The sequence below is a fragment of the Streptomyces sp. VRA16 Mangrove soil genome, assembly GCF_017377775.1.
Classification (GTDB): Bacteria; Actinomycetota; Actinomycetes; order Streptomycetales; family Streptomycetaceae; genus Streptomyces.
Map to the genome: position 1 here is coordinate 752,026 of NZ_JAFVLN010000002.1, position 19,942 is coordinate 771,967.

Genomic DNA, 19,942 nt, shown 5'->3' on the forward strand with positions numbered 1-19,942 from the left:
CGAATTCGAACGAGTACCGCTGCCGCAGGCCGAACTCGTCGTCCCACAAGGGAGTTTCCTCAGATGTCAGCAATGCCCGTCGGCGGGCTGGTTCCGCATGCCCCAGGCAAGGCCCGGAACGCAGAGAACGCAGAGAGCACAGAGAACGCGGATACCGCAGCGATCGCCGAGAACCGCGCGGACCTCGTCGTCCGCAACGCGCTGATCCACACCGGGGATCCGGCCCGCCCGCAGGCCCGGGCGCTCGCCGTCCGCGACGGTGTCCTCACGGTCGTCGGTGACGACAAGGACGTGGCCGGGCACATCGGCCCGGCGACGCGCGTGGTCGACGCCCTCGGACGCCGTGTCGTCCCGGGCCTCAACGACGCCCATGTGCATGTGATCCGCGGCGGCCTCAACTACGTGCTGGAGCTGCGCTGGGACGGAGTGCGCAGCCTGCGTGAGGGGCTCGCGATGCTGCGTGAGCAGGCCGCTCGTACACCGAAGGGCCAGTGGGTGCGGGTGGTCGGGGGCTGGTCGGCCGAGCAGTTCGCCGAGCGCAGGCTGCCGACCGTCGCCGAGCTGAACGCCGCCGCTCCCGACACCCCGGTCTTCGTCCTGCACCTGTACCAGTCGGCGATCCTGAACCGGGCCGCGCTGAAGGCCGCCGGGATCACCAGGGACACGCCCGAACCGCGGGGCGGCCAGATCGTCCGGGGCCGCGGCGGTGAGCCGACCGGCATGCTGCTGGCCGCGCCGAGCGCGCTCGTTCTCTATTCGACGCTGGCCAAGGCGCCGGTTCTGGAGAGCGCGGCGGACCGCGCGACCTCCACCCGGCATTTCCTGCGCGAGCTGAACCGATTCGGACTGACGTCGGCGATCGACGCCGCCGGCGGTTTCCAGAACTTTCCCGAGAATTACGCCACCGTCATCGAACTGGCCAAGTCCGGGCAGTTGTCGATACGTATCGCCTATCACCTCTTTCCGCAGACAGCGGGCCAGGAGATCGACGATCTGCGGCGCTGGATCGAAACGGCCGATCCGGCGGACGGTGACGCCTGGCTGCGGTTGAACGGCGCGGGTGAGAACCTCACCTGGTCCGCGGCCGATTTCGAGAACTTCGCGCAGCCCCGCCCGGAACTCGACCCGGCCTACGAGACGCAGTTCGAGACGGCGGTACGTCTGCTCATGGAGCACGGCTGGGGTTTCCGGCTGCACGCCACGTACGACGAGACGATCCGCCGTGACCTCGCGGTGTTCGAGAAGGTGGCGGCGGACGGCCTCTTCCCGGCGGGCAACCGGTGGCTGTTCGACCACGCCGAGACGGTCTCCACGGAGAGCCTGGACCGGGTCGCCGCGCTCGGCGGCGCGATGTCGGTGCAGAACCGGCTGTCCTTCCAGGGCGAGGCGTTCGTCCGCCGGTACGGCCCGGACGCGGCCGCGCAGGCCCCGCCGATCGGGGCCATGCTGGAGCGCGGTCTGACCGTGGCCGCCGGCACCGACGCGACGCGCGTCTCCTCCTACAACCCCTGGGTCGCCCTGCACTGGCTGGTCAGCGGCCGCTCGGTGAGCGGTCTGACGCTGCGCTCCGCGGAGAACCGGGTGGACCGGGCCACGGCGCTGGCGCTGTTCACCCGCGCCGGTGCCGCGCTGACCGGCGAGGACGAGGTCAAGGGCGTGCTGCGGCCGGGCTGTTACGCGGATCTCGCGGTGCTGTCCCACGACTACTTCACCGTGCCCGAGCCGGACATCGCCCACATCGAGTCGCTGCTGACGGTGACGGGCGGCCGGATCGTCTACGCGGCCGGGGAGTACACGGGCCTCGACGAGGAGCTGCCGCCGGTCAGCCCCGCCTGGAGCCCGGTCGCGCACTTCGGCGGCTACCAGGCGTCCCGTCCGTCGGCCCCGGCCGGCGTCCGGCAGGCGGAGTCGCTGGGCGAGGCCGTCGCCGAGTCGGAGCAGCACCGCCGGTGGCGCGAGGCGCGCGGTCTGCTCCCCGAAACCGCGGCCACGCCCTTCGATCCCTGCTTCGACCTCTGAACTCCCGGAAGGGGATGGGCCTTTGCGCCGTCCCCCTCCGGGCCCCCACGCACCACCCCGATCGAGAAACCACCGAGAACGAGAAAGGTTCATCCTCATGGTCACCCTCTCCGACGTCACCGCCGCTCCCGCCCCCGGTCTGCTCACCCCGGACGACTGCGCGGTGCTGTTCATCGACCACCAGCCGCAGATGTTCTTCGGCACCGGCAGTGGCGACCGCACCGCCGTCATCAACTCCACCCTGGGTCTGGCGAAGGCGGCGAAGGTCTTCGACGTGCCGGTCGTGCTGAGCACCGTGGCCGCCGAGTCCTTCTCCGGCCCGCTGATGCCGCAGCTGGCCGACGTCTTCCCCGAGCAGAAGATCATCGACCGCACCACGATGAACGCCTGGGAGGACGTGGAGTTCGTCGAGGCCGTCAAGGCCACCGGCCGCAGGAAGCTCGTCATCGCGGGCCTGTGGACCGAGGTCTGCGTCGTGCTTCCCGCGCTCTCCGCCCTCGCCCAGGGCTACGAGGTGTACGTCGTCACGGACGCGTCCGGCGGTGTCAGCCCGCAGGCCCACGAGCACGCGATCCAGCGCATGATCCAGGCCGGCGTCGTCCCGGTCACCTGGGTGCAGGTGCTCCTGGAGCTCCAGCGCGACTGGGCCCGCCAGGAGACGTACGCGGCCGTGGGCGACGTGGTCAAGGCGCACGGCGGCACCTACGGGCTCGGCCTGGTCTACGCGCAGGCCCTCATCGGCGGGCACGCGGCCGGCTGATGGACACCGGACTGCTGGTGCTCCGGCTGGCGGTGGGGCTGCTCATCGCCGGACACGGGGTGCAGAAAGTCAGCTTCCGGCTCGGCGGCAACGGCTGGGCGGGCGGAACCGAGGAGTTCCGCCGTGACGGATTCCGCGGCGGCCGGCTCACCGCGCTCGTCGCGGGAGCCAGTCAGATCGGTTCCGGACTGTTCCTGGCCGCCGGGCTGCTCACCCCTCTGGCCGCGATGGCGGCCATGGGCGTGATGACCGTCGCGGGCACCGTCAAGCGGCCCAAGGGGCTGTGGGTCCAGAACGACGGGTACGAATACCCCCTCGTCCTCGTCGTCGTCTCCGCCGCGCTGGCCCTGACCGGGCCGGGGCGGTGGTCGGCCGACCATGCGCTGGACCTCACCCCCTGGCCGGCATGGGTGGCCGTCGCCGCCATCGTGATCGGACCGGCGAGCGCACTGCTCACCCGTGTGGTGCTGCACCGGCCCGCCGCCACCGGGGAAGGGACCGGGTATGCACAGACTGCTGAATGACGCGTTCCGCACCGTGGTGCCGGGCGGCGAGGAACGGCACGGCCCGCTGCCTCCGCTGCTGCTGGTCCTGACGGTGGTCACCGGTCTGGTCGACGCCGTGAGCTATCTGGCGCTCGGGCACGTCTTCGTGGCCAACATGACGGGCAACGTCGTGTTCCTCGGGTTCGCCCTGGCCGGTGCCGAGGGCCTGTCCGCGGTGGCGTCCCTCGCCGCCATGGCGTCCTTCCTCGCGGGCGCCCTGGCCGGGGGCCGGCTCGGCACCCGGTTCGCGGCGCACCGGGGGCACCTGCTGGCCTCGGCCACGGCGGTGCAGACGGTACTGGTCGCGGTCACGGTGGTCGCGGCCGCCGTGTCGGACGGCCAGGTCTCCTCCGGCGTGCGGTACACGCTGATCGTGTTCCTGGGGCTCGCCATGGGTCTGCAGAACGCGGTCGCCCGGCGCCTGGGTGTCCCGGATCTGACGACGACGGTCCTGACGCTGACGCTGACGGGTCTCGCCGCGGACTCCGGCGCGGCCGGCGGTGCGGCGCCGCGCCCCGGCCGCCGGATCCTGTCCGTGCTCGCCATGTTCCTCGGCGCGCTCGGCGGCGGTCTGCTCGTACTGCACGACCGTCTCGTGCCCGTGCTCGGTCTGGCCGCGGTGCTGCTCGCCGCCGTCGCCGTGGCCACGCACCGCCTGTCGGCCTCCGGCGCCGGCTGGCTCCGGCCGCAGCCCGCGCCACCGGCGCAGCGGTGACACCGGCCCACGGCCGGACCCGGCCGTGGGCCCAACACCCCATGACCTGTGGTCAGTTGGCGGTGCGGCTCGCCAGGTACTCCTGGTACTCCGTCAGGGTCTCCCCGGTCAGCGGGTAGTAGTCCGACAGGCGCGCGCCTTCGTCGAGGCGGCGCCGGGCGAACGCCTCCCGGTCCTGGTGGAGCAGGGAGTCCTCGGCGAGCGGGACCGCCTTGTCCTGCGGGACGACGACCGCGCCGTCCTCGTCGGCGACGATCAGGTCGCCGGGCGTGACCAGTGAACCGCCCACGCCCACCGGTACGTTGAACGCCGAGGGGAACAGTTCGGTCTGCGACGCGTAGTGCGGGGTGACGCCGGTGCACCAGACGGGGACGCCGAGCGCGCGGATCCGCGCGGCGTCCCGCACCCGGCCGTCGACCACGATCCCGGCGCCGCCGCGGAGCTTGAAGTAGCGCACGAGCATGTCGCCGAGGCAGCCGGTGAAGTGGCTGCCGTGCGCGGAGACCACCAGCACGTCGCCGGGCCGCACCGACTCCAGGACACCCCACAGCGGGGTCTTGCGCTCGATGTCCTCCTGCTCCGCGCCGTTGAACACGTCCTCGCGCTGCGGCAGGAACTGGAGGGTCACCGCGCCGCCGGTGATCTTGACGTCGGGTTCGCGGTGCAGCGGCACCGGGCCGTCGATGAACGTGCGGGTGATGCCCATCTGGTGCAGCTTCGCGCAGGCCGTCGCCGCGCTGACGCCCTTGAGTGCCTCCACCATCTCCGCGGTGGGCCTCACATAGTCCGCGGTGTGGACCGGTGCGCGCATCGACTCGTAGTCGCGGCGCTCCCCCGTCCCGCCGCCGCCGTTGACCCGGGCCACTGTCCCTGCCCCTCCGGTCGACGGCGCCTTGCGATCCTCAGTCGGGTGCATGCACTTGCCTCTCCGCGCGCTCGTCGCACGCCTACGCCAGTGACATCATCGCCTATCGATGGTAGATAACAGCCAATCGATTAGTGCTGTCAATGCATCTGGAGTCACCGTGCCCGACCCCGCCCCGGACCTCGCAGCGCCTCAACCCCCCGCTTCCACAGCCTGGTTCGAGGAGGCTCGGTTCGGTCTCTTCGTGCACTTCGGGCTGTACAGCATGGCCGCGCGGCACGAGTGGGTGCGCAGCCGGGAGACCATGTCGCAGGAGGCGTACGACCGTTATCTACACCGCTTCGACCCGGATCTCTTCGACGCCCGCCAACTGGCGCGCACAGCACGGGAGTCGGGCATGCGGTACGCCGTGCTGACCACCAAGCACCACGACGGGTTCTGTCTCTTCGACTCGGCGCTCACCGACTACACCTCGGTCCGGGCGACCGGCCGTGACCTGGTGCGCGAGTTCGTGGACGCGATGCGCGCCGAGGGGCTGCGGGTCGGCTTCTACTATTCGCTGCTCGACTGGCACCACCCGGACTTCACGGTCGACGAGCACCACCCTCTGCGCGGCACGGACGCCGAGAAGGAGCCGCGCGACATGGCCCGCTATCGCGCGTACATGGAGGGGCAGATACGGGAGCTGCTCACCGGGTACGGCGACATCGACCTGCTCTTCTTCGACTTCACGTACCCGCAGAAGGGGCCCGAGGCGTGGGGCGCCGAGCAACTGCGCTCACTCGTGCGGGAGTTGCGGCCGGGCATCCTCGTCAACGACCGGCTCGGCATCCCCGGCGACTATGTGACGCCCGAGCAGTACCAGCCCGACCGCCCCCTGGAGCGGGACGGCGAGCGGGTGCTGTGGGAGGCCTGCCACACGCTCAACGGATCGTGGGGGTACGACCGCGACAACCACGACTACAAGGACCCCGCACTGCTGGTGCGGATGCTGGTGGAGTCCGTGGCGTGCGGCGGCAATCTGCTGCTGAACGTCGGGCCGACGGGCCGCGGCGCCCTCGATCCGCGGGCCCGCGCCACGCTGCGGGACATCGCCGGTTGGAGCGCGCTCCACTCCCGTTCCGTGCACGGCGCGGGGCCGAGCGCCTTCACCCCGCCGCCGAACGCCCTGTACACGCGGCGCGGCCGCCATCTGTATCTGCACCTGCTGGCCTGGCCGCTCAAGCACCTGCATCTGCCGGGGCTCGCCGGGCGGGTGCGCTACGCGCAGTTCCTGCACGACGGTTCGGAGATCCGTTTCCAGGAGATGGACCAGGCGCCGCCCGAGCACAACAACCTGGCGCCGCAGAGCCAGCCGTCCGGCACCCTGACGCTGACCCTGCCGATCGCCCGCCCCGACGTGCTGCTGCCGGTCATCGAGCTGGAGCTCGACGGCCCCGGCACGGAGGCGTGAGCCCGTGCCCGGCCCGCTGGGCGAACGTCTCGCGCCGCTGACCGACGCCGGCCTGGAGCGGCTGCTCTCCGGGCGCGTCGGCGTGCCGGACGTCACCGACCGCGACGCGTGGGACGGCGTACCGGAGCCGCTGCGCGAACGCGTGCTCGCCGACGCCGCACGGGAGTTGAAGCGTCCGGCGCCCCTCCTGTCCGCGCACGCGTGGGCCCGCGCGTTCCGCGACGGGAACCGCGGCGCGTACGAGGACGCTGCCTGGGGGCTGCAGGAGCGGGTGTCGCTGCTGACCCTGGCCGCCGTGCTGACCGGCGAGTGCGCCGACGCCACCGATCCGGCGCCCGGCGCCTGCCCGCACCTGGACGCCGTCGTCGACGGGCTCATGGCGTTCGCCGAGGCGAGCACCTGGTGCTGGGCGGCGCACGACCGGTTCACGGCGGGCCGCGGCGAGGTCGTGCCCGACCCCGACGACCCGTACCTCGACCTGGGCGCCGCCGAGGTCACCGCCCTGTTCGCCTGGGCGGACCACGCCCTGGGTCCGCATCTGGACCGGCGGGCGCCGGGGCTGCGGCGACGGCTGCGGCGGGAGGTGGAGCGGCGCGCGCTCGGCCCGTTCGAGCGGCGCGCCGACTGGCCCTGGATCGGCAGGGAGAAGCGGGCCAACAACTGGAACCCGTGGGTGCACGGCGCCGTGCTCGCCGCCGCGCTGCTGCTGTGCGAGGACCGGGCCCGCCGCGCCCGTCTCGTGCGCCGTGTCGCCGACGGCCTCGACCACTACCTCCGTGTCCTGCCCGACGACGGCGGGATCGACGAGGGCATTTCCTACTGGTGGGCGGGCGCCTGCCGTCTCCTGGAGATCCTCGACCTGCTCGCGCAGGCCGCGGGACCGGCCCTGGACGTCCGCGAACTGCCCCTGCTGGCCGAACTGTTGAAGTACCCACGGCGTATGCACCTGGGCGCCGACCGGTATGTGAACGTGGGCGACGCGCCCGCCCGGCTCGACACCCCGCAGCCCTGGCAGGTCGCCCACCGCTGGGGCCTGCGCCTCGGACAGCGGGACACGGTGGCGCACGCGCTGGCCGGGGCGCTGCAGCAGGACTGCGCCGCTCCCCCGCGGGCCGGCCTGGGGCGGGCGCTCACCGCGCTGGCCGACCCGGTCTGGTGCCGCGCCGTGACCGGTCCCCCGCCGGAGCCGGTCTGGCCGGAGCGGGAGACCTGGCTGCCGCGGCTGCAGATCCTGGTGGCCCGCGAGGCGGCCGGGAGCACGGACGGGCTGACCGTCGCCGTGAAGGCCGGGCACAACGGCGAGCACCACAACCATCTGGACGTCGGCTCGTACTGGCTCGCCGTGCACGGGCGGCCGCTGCTGGTGGACGTCGGCAGACCCACCTACACGACGCGGACCTTCGGGCCGGACCGGTACGCGGCCTGGCCGTTCCGGAGCCGCTGGCACAACGTGCCCGACCCCGGCGCCGAGCAGCTGCCGGGCGCGGACCACGGGGCCCGCGGCGTGCGGGCCGAACTCGGCCCCGACGTCAGCCGGTTGTCGATGGAGCTGAGCGGCGCCTATCCGCCCGGCACCCTCGCCCGCTGGGACCGCACCGTGCTCCTGGTGCGGGGCGCCACCCCGTACGTCGAGGTCGAGGACGCCTGGCAGGGGTGCTCGGGAGAGGTGGCCCTGCACCACGTACTGGCGGGGCACGTCGAGCTCGACGACGGCCGGGCCACCGTCACCGCACCGGACGGGACCGGCGCCCTCCTGTGCTGGGACGCCCGGGTCGCCGAGGCCCGCGTGGTGTGCCGCGAACTCGACGACCCGCAGCTGACCAGGAGTTGGGGCGGTCGTCTGACGCGTCTCACCCTTGCCGTGCGCGACCCCGGATCCCAAGGTCGGCTCCGCATACGGTGGTTGGTTGCTGCAGCACCCTTGAACAAGCCGGGTGCCGCCCATAGCATCGGCAATCGATAGACGATAGTCGCCGCATCGCGGCCTACCGTCCGGCTTTCCCTCTCCCCCACCCCCTCCTCGCAGGTCCCCCGTCTCACCCGGGAGCCCGGCGACCGAGCACCACCTATCGATTATTCACGACTACGCAACGGAGCGTGTCCCGATGAGAACAATGTGGCGCCGTGCCTGCGCAGTCGCCGTGGCTCCCCTGGTGATGGCCTCCGCCGTCGCCTGCGGCGGCGACTCCGACCAGGCCGCGGGGGGCACGACCCTCCGCGTCATCGTGAACATCACGCCGAACCTGACGGAGAAGTACTGGAACACCCTCTTCGACTCGTACGAGAAGGCCCACCCGGGTGTCACGGTCAAGCTCGAACTGACCGGCACCATCGCGGCCGACGCGAAGCTGCGCCAGGACCTGGCCGCGGGCGACCCGCCGGACGTCGTGCAGCAGATCACGCCGACCGCCGACACCGCCTCGCTCTTCGCCGACCTCTCCGACCAGGCGTGGGCCACCAAGACACCGCTCGCCGACCAGTACGCGGTCGACGGCAAGCACTACATGGTCGGCGTGGGCGAGCAGATTCAGTCGCTCGTCTTCTACAACAAGGCCGCCTTCGAGAAGGCCGGCCTGGACGCCTCGGCCATCAGGACGATGGACGACTTCACCGCCGCCATGGGCAAGCTGAAGGGCGCCGGCTACCAGCCGCTGCAGACCGCGGGCCAGTGGGTGACCGGCGGCCAGTTCTCGATGATGGCGGACGCGGGCGTGCTCACCGCCGACCCGAAGTGGATGGCGAAGCGCAACGCGAAGAAGACGTCCTTCGCCGACAGCGGCTACGTCCCGTACCTCAAGGACTACAAGGGCTGGATCGACAAGGGCTACCTGCAGAAGAGCGCGCTCGGTGTCACCTACGCGGACGGCCAGACGGCGTTCCTGAACGGCAAGTCCGCGATGTACGTCATGGGTTCGTTCTTCGTGCCGGCGGCCGACGCCGCGAAGAAGAGCGACGGCATCGGGGTCTTCACGATGCCGACCGACGGGGCGTACCCGTCCGGCCAGTTCGGCAACGTCTCGAACCCGTACGTCGTGGTGAACAAGTCGCCGCACAAGGCCGAGGCGATCAAGTTCGTGAAGTGGGCGACCACCGACCCCAAGGCCATCAAGAGCCAGCTCGCCTCCGACGGGAACCTGCGTCAGGGCTTCTCGTACCCGATGTCGAGCCTGGGCACGTCGGTGCAGAAGATCCTCGACAAGGCGCCCTCGGTGATCGTGAAGTCCGGTGAGAACCAGCCGATCGCCGGGTTCAGCGACGAGCTCAACAAGCAGGTCCAGTCGCTGTACACGGGCGCGTCCCCGAAGGCCGTCGCCGACGGATTGGACAAGTGGTGGAACTCGCAGCAGTGACGCGGGGGCAGCGGCGGGCCCGGCTGCGCGAGTCCGCCGTCTCGCTCGGCATGATGGGCCCGGCGGTCCTGCTCTACACGGTGATGACGGTCGTGCCGGTCGGCGTCGCCGTGTACCTCAGCCTCACCGACTGGGACGGCTTCTCGACCGCCGCGTTCATCGGGCTCGACAACTACAAGCACCTGTTCGACGACCCGAGTTCGAGCGACGCCTGGTACGTGACCGGCCTGATCTCCGTGGCGGGCACGGTCCTCATGGTGGGCCTGGGTCTCGTGTACGCCCTCGCCCTGAAGGCGAAGTCGCGCACGAACTCGTTCTTCCGGGCCGTCGCCTACTTCCCGCACGTGATCAGCGCGCTGATCCTCGGCTATCTGTGGGCGGCGATCCTCGGCACGAACGGCGCCGTCAACAACACCCTCGCCAAGTTCGGCATCGAGCCGGTCGGCTTCCTCTTCGACGAGCGGTTCGCGGTGATCACGCTGATCGCGGTCATCGTGTGGGCGGGCTTCGGCTTCAACGTGGTGCTGTTCGTGGCCGCGCTGCAGACCGTGCCGGCCGAGCTGCTCGAAGCCGCCGCGATCGACGGCGCGAACAAGCGGCAGATCAATCTGCGGGTCGTGATCCCGATGATCGCGCCGGTGGTGACCGTGGCGACGGTGCTCAACCTCGTGGGACTGATCCGGGCCTACGACATCGTGGTGAGCCTCACCGGCGGCGGTCCCGCCGGGTCCACGCAGACGTTCACGTATCTCATTCTCGCCCGGTCCTTCGAGGGCACCAAGGTCGGTTACGCGACCGCTCAGGCGGTGTTCCTGATGGTGGTGTCCGCCGTGCTCGCCCTCCTCGTGACGGCGCTGCGCAATCGGCAGGACCAGGCAGCGACAGGTCGGTAAGGAGCCGTGGTGGTCGTACTGGAGGCGCGGGAGACGCGGAAGGGCGGGAGGCCGAAGGTCCGGCCGCCCGAGAACGACGCAGGACCGGCGGAGCGCGAGGGGGCGCGCTCCCCGCTGCGCTGGGCCCTGCTCGGCGTCCTGTTCGTCGTGATGGTCGTGCCGATCTACCTGCTGGTCGTCAACGCGTTCAAGTCGCAGCAGGACATCCTCGACAACCCGTTCTCGATCCCGGTGTCCGGGCTGACCTTCGCGCACATGTCGGCGGCGATCAGCAGCCCGCAGTTCAACGTGATCGGGGGATACGGCTTCACGCTGTTCCTCGTCGTCATGGTGGACGTGCTGTGCATCCTGCTGGCCGGACCGGCCGCGTACGCGATCGCGCGCAGCCTCAAGCGGCGTACGCAGCTGGTGCTGCTGTACTTCCTCGCGGGCACGTTCATCCCGGGCGCGGCCGTGATCATTCCGGTGATCTACGTGCTGCGGGAGATCGGGCTCGCGAACACGGTGACGGGTCTGGTCGCGCACGACGTGGCGTCGACGCTGCCGGTGAGCATCTTCCTGTTCGTCGGGTTCATCCGCACGATCCCGGTGGACATCGACCACGCGGCGACGATCGACGGGGCGGGCCGCTACCGCACCTTCTGGACCATCATCTTCCCGCTGATGCGCCCGGCGGTGGTGACGGTCCTGATCCTCAACTCCATCGGGATCTGGAACGACTTCGTCTCGCCGCAGATCCTGCTCAGCCCGTCGTCCGGGCACTACACGGTGACGACGGCGATCTACGCGGGCATCAGCCAGTACTCGACGGACCTCACGAAGGTGTTCCCGAACCTGCTGCTGGCCGTCGCGCCCGTCGTCATCTTCTTCATCTACATGCAGCGCCACATCATCAGCGGTCTCACCGTCGGCGCCGTGAAGGGCTGACCGGTGGCCGGGGACAGAAAGGATCACGCAGTGCCCAGGAGATGGAGACATCGTTCCGCGGCCGCCCTGCTCGCCTCCCTGGCGGTGCTCGTGGCCGGTCATCCGGCCGCGGCCCATCCGGAGCAGTCCCGGGCGGGAACGACCTACTACGTCGGCCCGTACGGCGACGACGCCGACGCCGGCACCAACGCCACCTACCCGTTCCGGCACATCCAGAAGTGCGCGGACGTCATGGTGCCCGGCGACACCTGCGAGATCGTCTCGGGCTCGTACGAGGAGACGGTGGTCCCGGCCCGGTCCGGCACGGCCGAGCTGCCGATCACGTACAAGGCCGCGGTGGGCGCGGACGTCACGGTGAACGGTGCCTCGCGGCTGACCGGCTTCGACCCGGTCACCGCCGCCGACGTCACCGAGATCGCGAAGAAGGATCCGTACGCGGCCGGTTCGCAGTTCAGCGACGCGGTGGCGGCCGGGCACGTCTACAGCACCGACGTCGACCTCGGTACGGACGTCTCCACGGTGCAGGTGTTCACCGACAAGAAGATGGACATCGAGGCCCAGTGGCCCTATCCCGGCCTCGACCTGCTGGGACCCACGCTCCAGTACGCCGGTGCGGGCAGTGCGGACGCCACGATCTCCGATGCGGCCCTGACCCGCCCGGCGGGGTACTGGGACGGCGCGCGTGCCCTCACCGGCTACTGGTACATCTCGGCCACCGGCACCGTGAAGAGCTCGGCGGTCGGCTCGGTCACCCTCGACGTGGCGCCGCCGTGCGTCCACAAGGTCGTACCGAACGAGACGCGGTACGCGCTGTCGGGGAAGATCGGTGAACTGGCGCACCCCGGCGAGTGGTTCTACGACCCGACGGCCAAGAAGCTGTACGTGTACGGGGACGACGACCCGGACAACCACCGGGTGGAGGTCAAGCGGCGCGCCCTGGGCTTCGACCTGACGAACACCAGCCACGTCACGGTGGCGGGCGTCAAGCTGTTCGCGACGACCGTGCAGACGGGCGACACGAGCACGGGCGTGACACTGGACGGCATCAAGGGCCAGTACCTGTCGCACTACACGGACATCACGCGCGGCGCGACGGACTGCGGCTCGACGGTGACGCGCGGCGTCGCGGACACCGGGCTCGTCATCAACGGCACCCACAACAAGGTGACCAACAGTGATCTGTCGCTGAGCGCGGGCAACGGGATCGCGCTGCGCGGCCAGAACAACACGGCCACCGACAACGTGATCCACGACGTCGACTACATGGGCACGTACGCGGCCGGCATCGCCGTGCAGGGCAACAGCCAGACGGTCACCCACAACACGATCTCGCGGGTCGGCCGCAGCGGCATCAACCTGCAGTGGAACACCGTGGACGGGCTCGACCCCGGCAAGGACGTGATCGCGTACAACGACATCTCGGGGTACGCGCGGCTCAGCCTGGACGTCGCCGCGATCTACACCTGCTGCAGCGCGTACATGATGGGCTCGTCGCTCGACCACAACGTGCTGCACGACCCCGACCCGAGCACGAAGTCGTCGACGTTCGGCATCTCCGGGATCTACGCCGACAACGGGCAGAGCGACCTCGTCATCGCGAACAACGTGGGCTGGGGCAACCGCGAGGGCACGGTGATGCTCAACGGGCTCGGCACCGGTTCGCACGACAACCTCGTGGCGAACAACACCGGCGGGATGACGCTCTTCTACGTCAAGGAGGCGGGGCAGTCGACCGGCACGCGGATCTACAACAACATCGGGGAGATCCGCGGTCTGACCGGGGCGACGGACGGCGGGCTGGTGCTCTCCAACAATCTGCCCTCGACGACCGATCCGCTCTTCGTCGACGCGGCGAACCACGACTACCGGCTGACGGCCGATTCGCCGGCCCGTAATGCGGCGCTCGCGCTGCCGGGGATCAATGACGGTTCCACCGACGCGACACCGAGTCTGGGTGCGTTCCAGTACGGCGCGCCGCTGTGGACCGCAGGCGCCCGTCGCTAATTCCCCGGGAATTCTCCGGTTCTGCAACTCGCATGCAAAAAAGTGGGGCCCGGATGCGGAATTCCGCATCCGGGCCCCACTGTTCGGTCATTCCTTGGCGGTGGCGGGGGCCTTCTTCGCCGCCGTCCTCGCCGTCGTCTTCTTCGCCGTCGTCTTCTTCGCGGCCGTGCGCCGTCGCGGGCCGGGGACCGCGCGTGCGTCCGGTACGGGTCCGCGCCCGGCGGCGTGGTCGGCGAACGCCGCGGCCGCCTTGTCGGGCTCGCCGGACCGCAGCAGGCCCACCAGACGGCCGTGCTCGTCGGCCATCGCGCACCAGTCGCCGTCGAAGAGCGGGTCCGAGATCGCCCGCAGGGTGCGCAGGCTCGGCTCGATGACCTCCCACATCCGGGCCAGGAACGGATTGCCCGCGTACTGGCTGACCAGCGTGTGGAACTCGATGTCGGCGTCCCGGAAGCCGCTCACGTCGTGCGCGGCGACCGCCTCGTGCATCCGCTCCACCAGCGCGTCGAGCTCGGCGAGCTGGTCGTCGGTGATGTGCTCGGTGGCGAGCCGCGCGGCGAGCCGCTCCAGCGGCTCGCGCACCTGGCGGGCGTACTCGGCGTCCTCGGAGGAGATCTCGACGACGAAGTGGCCGCGGCGCGGCACGTGCATCAGCAGGCCCTCACGGGCGAGCCGCTTGACCGCCTCGCGCACCGGGGCCTGGCTGACACCGAGCCGCCGGGCGATCTCCGACTCGACCACCCGGTCGTTCGGCGCGAGATCGCCGTCGACGACGGCCTGGCGCAGCAGCTCGTACACCTGGTCCGAGATCAGGGTCTTGCGGAACCGGTCCTTGTTGGTGGCCAGCGTGGAGACGAATCCACCCGACGCATTAGATGCCATGAATTCCCAATCCTGCGCAGGGGCACGTCAGTTGCTCCATTGTCCGGAGTCCGGCCATGATACGCATCCATCGCCTATCGATGGAATCACGGGGCGAATTTCAGCTGCCCGGCCAGCCATTCCAATTTGACGGCCTCGTGGGTGGGCCCGCCGCCCTCGTGATCGTTGAAGGGATAGGCGCGTATCTCCTTGTCGCCCGGATCCACCTCGCGCAGCGCCCCGTAATGGTTGAAGGCGGCGTACACGGTGGAGGGCGGGCAGATGTGGTCCATGAGGCCGACGGAGAAGAGCGTCGGGGCGCTCGCCCGGCGGGCGAGCGTGGCGGCGTCGAAGTAGGACATCGTCCGGGCGACGGTGGCGGCGTGCTCGCGGTGCAGCTTCACGAACTTGGTGACCTCGACGTAGGGCACGGCGTCGGTGATGGTGGTGGCGCGCGGGAAGTGGCACAGGAACGGCACGTCGGGCAGGCAGGCGACGAGGTCGGGGACGAGCCCCGCGGTGGCGAGCGCGATGCCGCCGCCCTGGCTGGTGCCGGTGACGACGGTGCGGGACGGGTCGACGGCGGGGTGCGCGCGGGCGGCGGCGACGGCGCGTACGGCGTCGGTGTACAGGCGCCGGTAGAAGTAGCGCTCGGGGTCGAGGACGCCCCGGGTGAGGAAGCCGGCCGCGGCGATGTCGCCGGAGGCGGGATCGGGGTCGGGGGTCTCGGCGCCCTGGCCGCGGGTGTCCATGACGAAGTGCGCGTACCCGGCGTCGGCCCACAGGTGCTTCTCGTGCGGGGCGCCGCGCCCGCTGCCGTAGCCCAGGTACTCGACGACGACGGGGAGCGGTCCGGTGCGGGTGACGGGCAGCTGGAGCCAGCCGCGGACCGGGTGGCCGCCGTAGCCGGCGAACGTCACGTCGAAGGTGTCGATCGTGGCGAGCCCGTTGTGCACGGGCGTGAACCGCGGTGCCACGGGGTGCTGTTGCTGCGCGTCGAGGGTCCGCCGCCAGAACGCGTCGAGGTCATCGGGCTCGGGCAGTGCGGGGCGGTATCTCTCCAGCTCTTCGAGGGGCAGGTCGAACTGGGGCACGGGGCGTCTCCTTGAAGGCTTCCGGGGCCGGGGGCGTCAGCGGTTCAGGCCGTACGCCCGGACGGCGTTCGTGTGCAGGGCGCGTGCGCGCTCGTCCGCGGTGAGCCGGTCGAGGCCCGCCAGGGACAGGTTCAGCGAGTCGGCGCGGCTGCCGCGCGGCAGGCAGATCGGCCAGTCGGAGCCGACCAGACAGCGGTCGGCCCCGAGCGTGTCGACGACGTCACGCACCAGGCCGGCGACCCGGTGCGGTGCGACGCCGTGCTGCTGGGTGAGGAGTCCGGAGATCTTCACCAGCACGTTCGGGCAGGCGGCGGCCCGCTCCAGGTCGCGCCGCCAGTCGGTGGCGTCGTCGGTGGCGTCGGCGTCCAGGTGGGGCGCGTTGCCGAGGTGGTCGACGACGACGGTGAGTCCGGGGTGCCGCTCGGCGGCCTCGGCGGCGGCGGTGAACGCGCCCCGGTACAGGTTGAGTTCGAGAGCCAGGCCGGTCTCGGCGAGGACCGGGACCAGGGTGCGGGCGGGGCCGGGGGTGCGCGCCCAGGTGGCACCGCCGAGGCGCATGCCGTTGGGCCGTGAGTCGCCCCAGGCGTCGAGCAGGGTGCGGAACCGGTCGGGGCCCTGCTCGCCGTGGACGTGCAGATTCGCGACGTAGCCCGCGACCAGGTCGGGGCGGCGCAGCCGCAGCGCGCGCAGCGCCGCGGTCTCGCCGTCGTCCCCACGGGACGCCTCGACCAGCACGGCCCGTCCCGCCAACTCGCCGCTGTCCCGGCCCGATTGCTCCAGGTCGGACGCGGTGAAGGGGCGGTGGTGCGGACTGTCCGGCCTGATCCATCCGAACCCGTGCGCCGGGTCCCACAGATGGACATGGCAGTCGATCACGGCCGCTCCCGCTCTCTTGACACGCCGACTCCCCGCCGGTGAGTCTAACCATCGGCTATCGATGGGCGATTGTTCAATACTTTGGCGACGAGGGGACGGGTGTTCTCGATGCTCAGGCCTGAGCGGACCGACGATGGACCGGGAGCGGGGCCCGCGGACGGGCCCGTGGGAAGCGGGGCGCACGGACCGCTGCTGACCGCCCGCCGCGCCCTCGGCGACGCACCCCGATGGGCGCTCCTGGAGCGGGAGTTGTTCGCGGCGCAGGAGAAGGCGTGGCGGCTGTTCGCGGACCGCTACACCGAGGGCGACGGGCGGCTCGTCTTCCGGGAGCGGCTCGGCGAGGGCATGGACGGCCGGGACGGCGTGGACGACTTCTACGAGCCGTTCTTCAACTGGCCGACGCTGTATCTGCTCGGCGGCAGCGCCGAGTTGCTGACGGCCGCGCGCCGGCACTGGCGGGGCGTGAGCGCGCAGCTCACCGAGATGGGCATGCTCGTGGACGGACTGGAGCGCGGCTACGACTGGTTCCACCAGGGCGAGGGCCTGCTGCTCTTCTACGGCCTGTGCCTGGCCGACCCGGACGACCCCGAGCTGCGCGAACTGGCGTGCCGGTTCGCCGACTTCTACCTTCCGGGCGGGCCGAACTACGACGCGGAGCGCCGTCTGCTGCGCGCGCCGCACAACGGCGCGGCGGGCCCGCGGTTCGGATTCAGCGACGAGGAGGCGTACTTCCCGTGGAGCCTGGCCCTGCACCCGTACGGGCTGCCGCTCGACGGCTTCCCCGGCGTCACGTCCTTCGACCAGCTGGCCGCGTCACCGGAGCTCGCCCGCGCGTACGGCCGGGCGATGTGGGACCGGATGGGCCGCGGCGACACCCTGGTGAACCTGGGCGCGACCGGCCTCGCCACGAACGCGTACCTGCTCAGCGGTGAACAGCGGTACGCGGACTGGGTCGCCGAGTACGTCGGGGTGTGGCAGGAGCGGCTCGCGGGCCGCGACGTCGTGCCCGACAACGTGGGGCTGAGCGGTGAGGTGGGCGAGTACCTCGACGGCCGCTGGTACGGCGGCCACTACGGCTGGTCGTGGCCGCACGGCCTGTCCCCCGTGGGCAGTTCGGCGATCATCGGCGCCACCAACGCCACCCTGCTGACCGGCGACCGCGGCTATCTCGACCTGGCCCGCAACCCGCTGGACGTCGTCCTGCGCCACGCCGAGCAGCGCGGGATGCACGAGATGGGCACGCTGGGCGAGCGCTGGGAGCCGCACCTGCGGGCGATGGACGCCGGGCGCACCCTGATGGTGCCGCAGCGGCACAACGACTCCGGCTGGTTCGACTTCACCGTGATGCCGGGCCAACTCCCGCTCACGCTCTGGCACTTCAGCCGGGATCGGCAGGACCGGGACCGGATCGAGGAGCTGCGCGCCGGGGCCGCCTGGGACTGGACGGCCGTCCACACCCAGCGCATCAAGGACGAGGCCGGACACGAGGAGCCCTGGTACGAGTTCCTCCAGGGCCGCAACGCCGGATTCCCCGAGCGGATGCTGCGCAGCGCGCTCGACAGCTGCGCGGAGCGGGTCGCCGCGATCGAGGGCGACACCGTCGATCCGGCGGTCGGCCCGGACGCCCTGGACATCCACCACTGGCAGCACCTCAACCCCGTGGTGACGGAGGCCCTGCTGCAGCTGACGACCGGCTCGCCGCAGGTCCTCTACAACGGTGGCCTGGCCCAACTCCACGTCCGCTACCACGACTTCGAGGCGCGGCGCCCCGGCCTGCCCCAGGACGTGGCGGCGCTCGTGCGCGACATCCGCCCGGAGCACACGGTGGTGGAGCTGGTGAACCTCGGCGGCACGGCCCGCTCCCTGCTGGTGCAGGCGGGCTCGTTCGCGGAGCACCGGATCACCGCGGTACGCACGGACGACGGGCCCGAGCGGCCGGTCGAGGGCGCGTACGTGCGCGTCGAACTGCCCGCCCGCAGCGAGCTGCGGCTGACCCTGACCATGACGCTGCGCGCGGGCCGCGCGGCCTGCGCCTCCCCCTGGACCACGGTATGACGACCCACCGGCTGCCCTTCTCCCTCCCCCGGCTCGGTATCGGCACCGCACCGCTCGGCGGCCTCTTCGAGGAGGTCACCGAGGAGGCCGCGGCGGCGACCCTCAAGGCCGCGGCCGACGAGGGCATCACGTACTTCGACACCGCGCCCCGCTACGGCCACGGCCAGGCCGAGAGTCGCCTGGGCCGGCTGCTCGCCCCCGCCGGGATCACGGATCCGGTCCTCTCCACGAAGGCCGGCTGGCTGCTGCGGCCCCGCCCGGACGGCTCGCCCGGCGAGGTGGTCACCGACTGGACGGAGCGCGGCATCCGCGCGTCCCTGGAGTCGAGCCTGACCCGCCTGGGGCGCGACAGCGTCGACATCCTCTATCTCCACGACCCCGACGACTACCCGGACGAGATCCGCCGCACCGCCTACCCGGCCGTGCGGCGACTGCGGGACGAGGGCCTGATCCGGGCGATCGGCTTCGGCATGAACCACAGCACGCAACTCGCCGCGTACGTCGACGAGTTCGAGGTCGATGTGGTGCTGATAGCGGGCCGCTTCTCACTGCTCGACCACGAGGCGCTGGGCAGCCTGCTGCCGCTGTGCGCGAAGAAGGGCACGGCGGTGGTCGTCGGCGGGGTCTTCAACACGGGACTGCTCGCCGACCCGTCGCCGGACGCGATGTTCCACTACCGCCCGGTGCCCGCCGAGGCGCTGGAACGGGCACGCCGGTGCCGGGAGCTGTGCGCGGAGTACGACGTGCCGCTGCCCGCGGCGGCGATCCAGTTCCCGTTCCTGCATCCGGCCGTCGACTCCGTCGTCCTGGGCTGCCGTTCGGCGGCCGAGGTGACGGCGAACGCGGCGGCGGCCCGGCACCCGGTCCCGGACGCGCTGTGGCAGCGGCTCGCCGGGGCCGGGTTCGTGCCGCGGGAGCTGCTCACCGGGTGACGGCCTGCTGGGCGCGGTCCTGCAGCTCGTGGACGGCGCCGGTGGTGCGGTCGCGCAGACCGCGCACGGCGCCCGTGGTGTCGCGGCGCATCCGGGACGCGGACGTGCGGCCCTTCGCCGCGGCGCCGCGCGCCCGGTAGGCCACGGACGGCTTGCCGTGGGTGTCGGCGGCCGCGATGAGCAGCCCGCCGAACAGGGACGCGTTCTTCAGGAAGTGGGTGCGCTGCTCGGCCCGCCGCTCCGGGTCCTTCTCCTTCCACCAGGCGTGCCCGGCCAGGGTGGTGGGCACGAGCGTGCCGGCGAGCGCGAGCGCGGCGAAGCGCGGCGCGACACCGGTGGCGAGCAGCAGTCCGGCGCCGATGTGCACGGCGCCGTTCAACCGGACCAGCTGCTCCGGGTCGTCGGGCAGTTTCGGCACCCGGGAGGCGACGGGCCCGGCCACGGGTTCGGCGGCCGGGGCGACGCGCTCGGGCGCGCGGACGGTCTTGAGCCCTCCGGCGACGAAGACGGAGGCGAGCATCGGGCGTGCGTATTTCCTCAGTACGGCCATGGCGTCCGCGTTCCCGGACCGCGTCCTGTCATGCAGGGGCGGA

At 71.4% G+C, this 19,942-nt stretch carries 17 protein-coding genes; 12 read left to right on the forward strand and 5 right to left on the reverse strand.

Going from position 1 to position 19,942, the window contains the following annotated elements; all coding sequences use genetic code 11:
* Positions 1-63 precede the first annotated feature (63 nt).
* From J3486_RS09120 to J3486_RS09135, 4 genes are all read left to right on the forward strand, one after another.
* Positions 64-2,019, forward strand: coding sequence for an amidohydrolase (locus J3486_RS09120; RefSeq protein WP_207819643.1), 1,956 nt, complete (start codon positions 64-66; stop codon positions 2,017-2,019).
* Between the two features lie 97 nt (positions 2,020-2,116).
* The gene (locus J3486_RS09125; RefSeq protein WP_207819644.1) at positions 2,117-2,779 is read left to right on the forward strand and encodes a hydrolase; all 663 of its coding nucleotides are present in this window, start codon (positions 2,117-2,119) and stop codon (positions 2,777-2,779) included.
* On the forward strand, positions 2,779-3,303 hold the full coding sequence (locus tag J3486_RS09130; protein ID WP_207819645.1) for a DoxX family protein: 525 nt from the start codon (positions 2,779-2,781) through the stop codon (positions 3,301-3,303). Before J3486_RS09125 ends, J3486_RS09130 begins: the two co-directional genes overlap by 1 nt.
* On the forward strand, positions 3,284-4,039 hold the full coding sequence (locus tag J3486_RS09135) for a DUF1275 family protein (RefSeq protein WP_207819646.1): 756 nt from the start codon (positions 3,284-3,286) through the stop codon (positions 4,037-4,039). The genes J3486_RS09130 and J3486_RS09135 overlap by 20 nt, the downstream gene beginning before the upstream one ends.
* Before the next feature lie 52 nt (positions 4,040-4,091).
* Here the strand turns inward: J3486_RS09135 and J3486_RS09140 are convergent, their stop codons facing one another.
* The gene (locus tag J3486_RS09140; protein ID WP_229377687.1) at positions 4,092-4,955 is read right to left on the reverse strand and encodes a ribonuclease activity regulator RraA; all 864 of its coding nucleotides are present in this window, start codon (positions 4,953-4,955) and stop codon (positions 4,092-4,094) included.
* A 58-nt stretch (positions 4,956-5,013) separates the two neighbouring features.
* On the opposite strand from J3486_RS09140, the gene J3486_RS09145 reads away from it, so the two are divergent.
* From J3486_RS09145 to J3486_RS09170, 6 genes are all read left to right on the forward strand, one after another.
* On the forward strand, positions 5,014-6,357 hold the full coding sequence (locus J3486_RS09145) for an alpha-L-fucosidase (protein ID WP_374194703.1): 1,344 nt from the start codon (positions 5,014-5,016) through the stop codon (positions 6,355-6,357).
* A 4-nt stretch (positions 6,358-6,361) separates the two neighbouring features.
* Positions 6,362-8,320, forward strand: coding sequence for a heparinase II/III family protein (locus tag J3486_RS09150; protein WP_207819648.1), 1,959 nt, complete (start codon positions 6,362-6,364; stop codon positions 8,318-8,320).
* A 142-nt stretch (positions 8,321-8,462) separates the two neighbouring features.
* Complete coding sequence (locus tag J3486_RS09155) at positions 8,463-9,707, forward strand: ABC transporter substrate-binding protein (protein WP_207819649.1); 1,245 nt, start codon at positions 8,463-8,465, stop codon at positions 9,705-9,707.
* A complete protein-coding gene (locus J3486_RS09160) occupies positions 9,689-10,600 on the forward strand; it encodes a sugar ABC transporter permease (protein ID WP_307804741.1) in 912 nt (303 codons plus the stop codon). Before J3486_RS09155 ends, J3486_RS09160 begins: the two co-directional genes overlap by 19 nt.
* 6 nt (positions 10,601-10,606) lie before the next feature.
* Complete coding sequence (locus J3486_RS09165) at positions 10,607-11,527, forward strand: carbohydrate ABC transporter permease (protein ID WP_307804742.1); 921 nt, start codon at positions 10,607-10,609, stop codon at positions 11,525-11,527.
* Positions 11,528-11,557: 30 nt separating this feature from the next.
* The gene (locus J3486_RS09170) at positions 11,558-13,531 is read left to right on the forward strand and encodes a right-handed parallel beta-helix repeat-containing protein (RefSeq protein ID WP_307804743.1); all 1,974 of its coding nucleotides are present in this window, start codon (positions 11,558-11,560) and stop codon (positions 13,529-13,531) included.
* Between the two features lie 87 nt (positions 13,532-13,618).
* Here the strand turns inward: J3486_RS09170 and J3486_RS09175 are convergent, their stop codons facing one another.
* The 3 genes from J3486_RS09175 to J3486_RS09185 all read right to left on the reverse strand — a co-directional run bounded on the left by J3486_RS09175 (position 13,619) and on the right by J3486_RS09185 (position 16,362).
* Positions 13,619-14,413 carry a GntR family transcriptional regulator gene (locus tag J3486_RS09175; protein ID WP_207819650.1) on the reverse strand — a complete coding sequence of 265 codons (795 nt, stop codon included), beginning with the start codon at positions 14,411-14,413 and terminating at the stop codon, positions 13,619-13,621.
* 86 nt (positions 14,414-14,499) lie between these two features.
* Positions 14,500-15,486 carry an acetylxylan esterase gene (locus J3486_RS09180; protein ID WP_207819651.1) on the reverse strand — a complete coding sequence of 329 codons (987 nt, stop codon included), beginning with the start codon at positions 15,484-15,486 and terminating at the stop codon, positions 14,500-14,502.
* A gap of 36 nt (positions 15,487-15,522) precedes the next feature.
* Entirely contained in the window at positions 15,523-16,362 is an 840-nt protein-coding gene (locus J3486_RS09185) for an amidohydrolase (RefSeq protein ID WP_207819652.1), read from the reverse strand.
* 165 nt (positions 16,363-16,527) lie between these two features.
* On the opposite strand from J3486_RS09185, the gene J3486_RS09190 reads away from it, so the two are divergent.
* Together J3486_RS09190 and J3486_RS09195 are read left to right on the forward strand one after the other, a co-directional pair.
* A complete protein-coding gene (locus tag J3486_RS09190) occupies positions 16,528-18,417 on the forward strand; it encodes a hypothetical protein (RefSeq protein WP_307804744.1) in 1,890 nt (629 codons plus the stop codon).
* On the forward strand, positions 18,414-19,349 hold the full coding sequence (locus J3486_RS09195) for an aldo/keto reductase (RefSeq protein ID WP_207819653.1): 936 nt from the start codon (positions 18,414-18,416) through the stop codon (positions 19,347-19,349). Before J3486_RS09190 ends, J3486_RS09195 begins: the two co-directional genes overlap by 4 nt.
* On the opposite strand, the gene J3486_RS09200 is transcribed toward J3486_RS09195, so the two are convergent.
* Entirely contained in the window at positions 19,339-19,899 is a 561-nt protein-coding gene (locus tag J3486_RS09200; RefSeq protein WP_207819654.1) for a DoxX family protein, read from the reverse strand. The genes J3486_RS09195 and J3486_RS09200 overlap by 11 nt on opposite strands.
* Positions 19,900-19,942 lie beyond the last annotated feature (43 nt).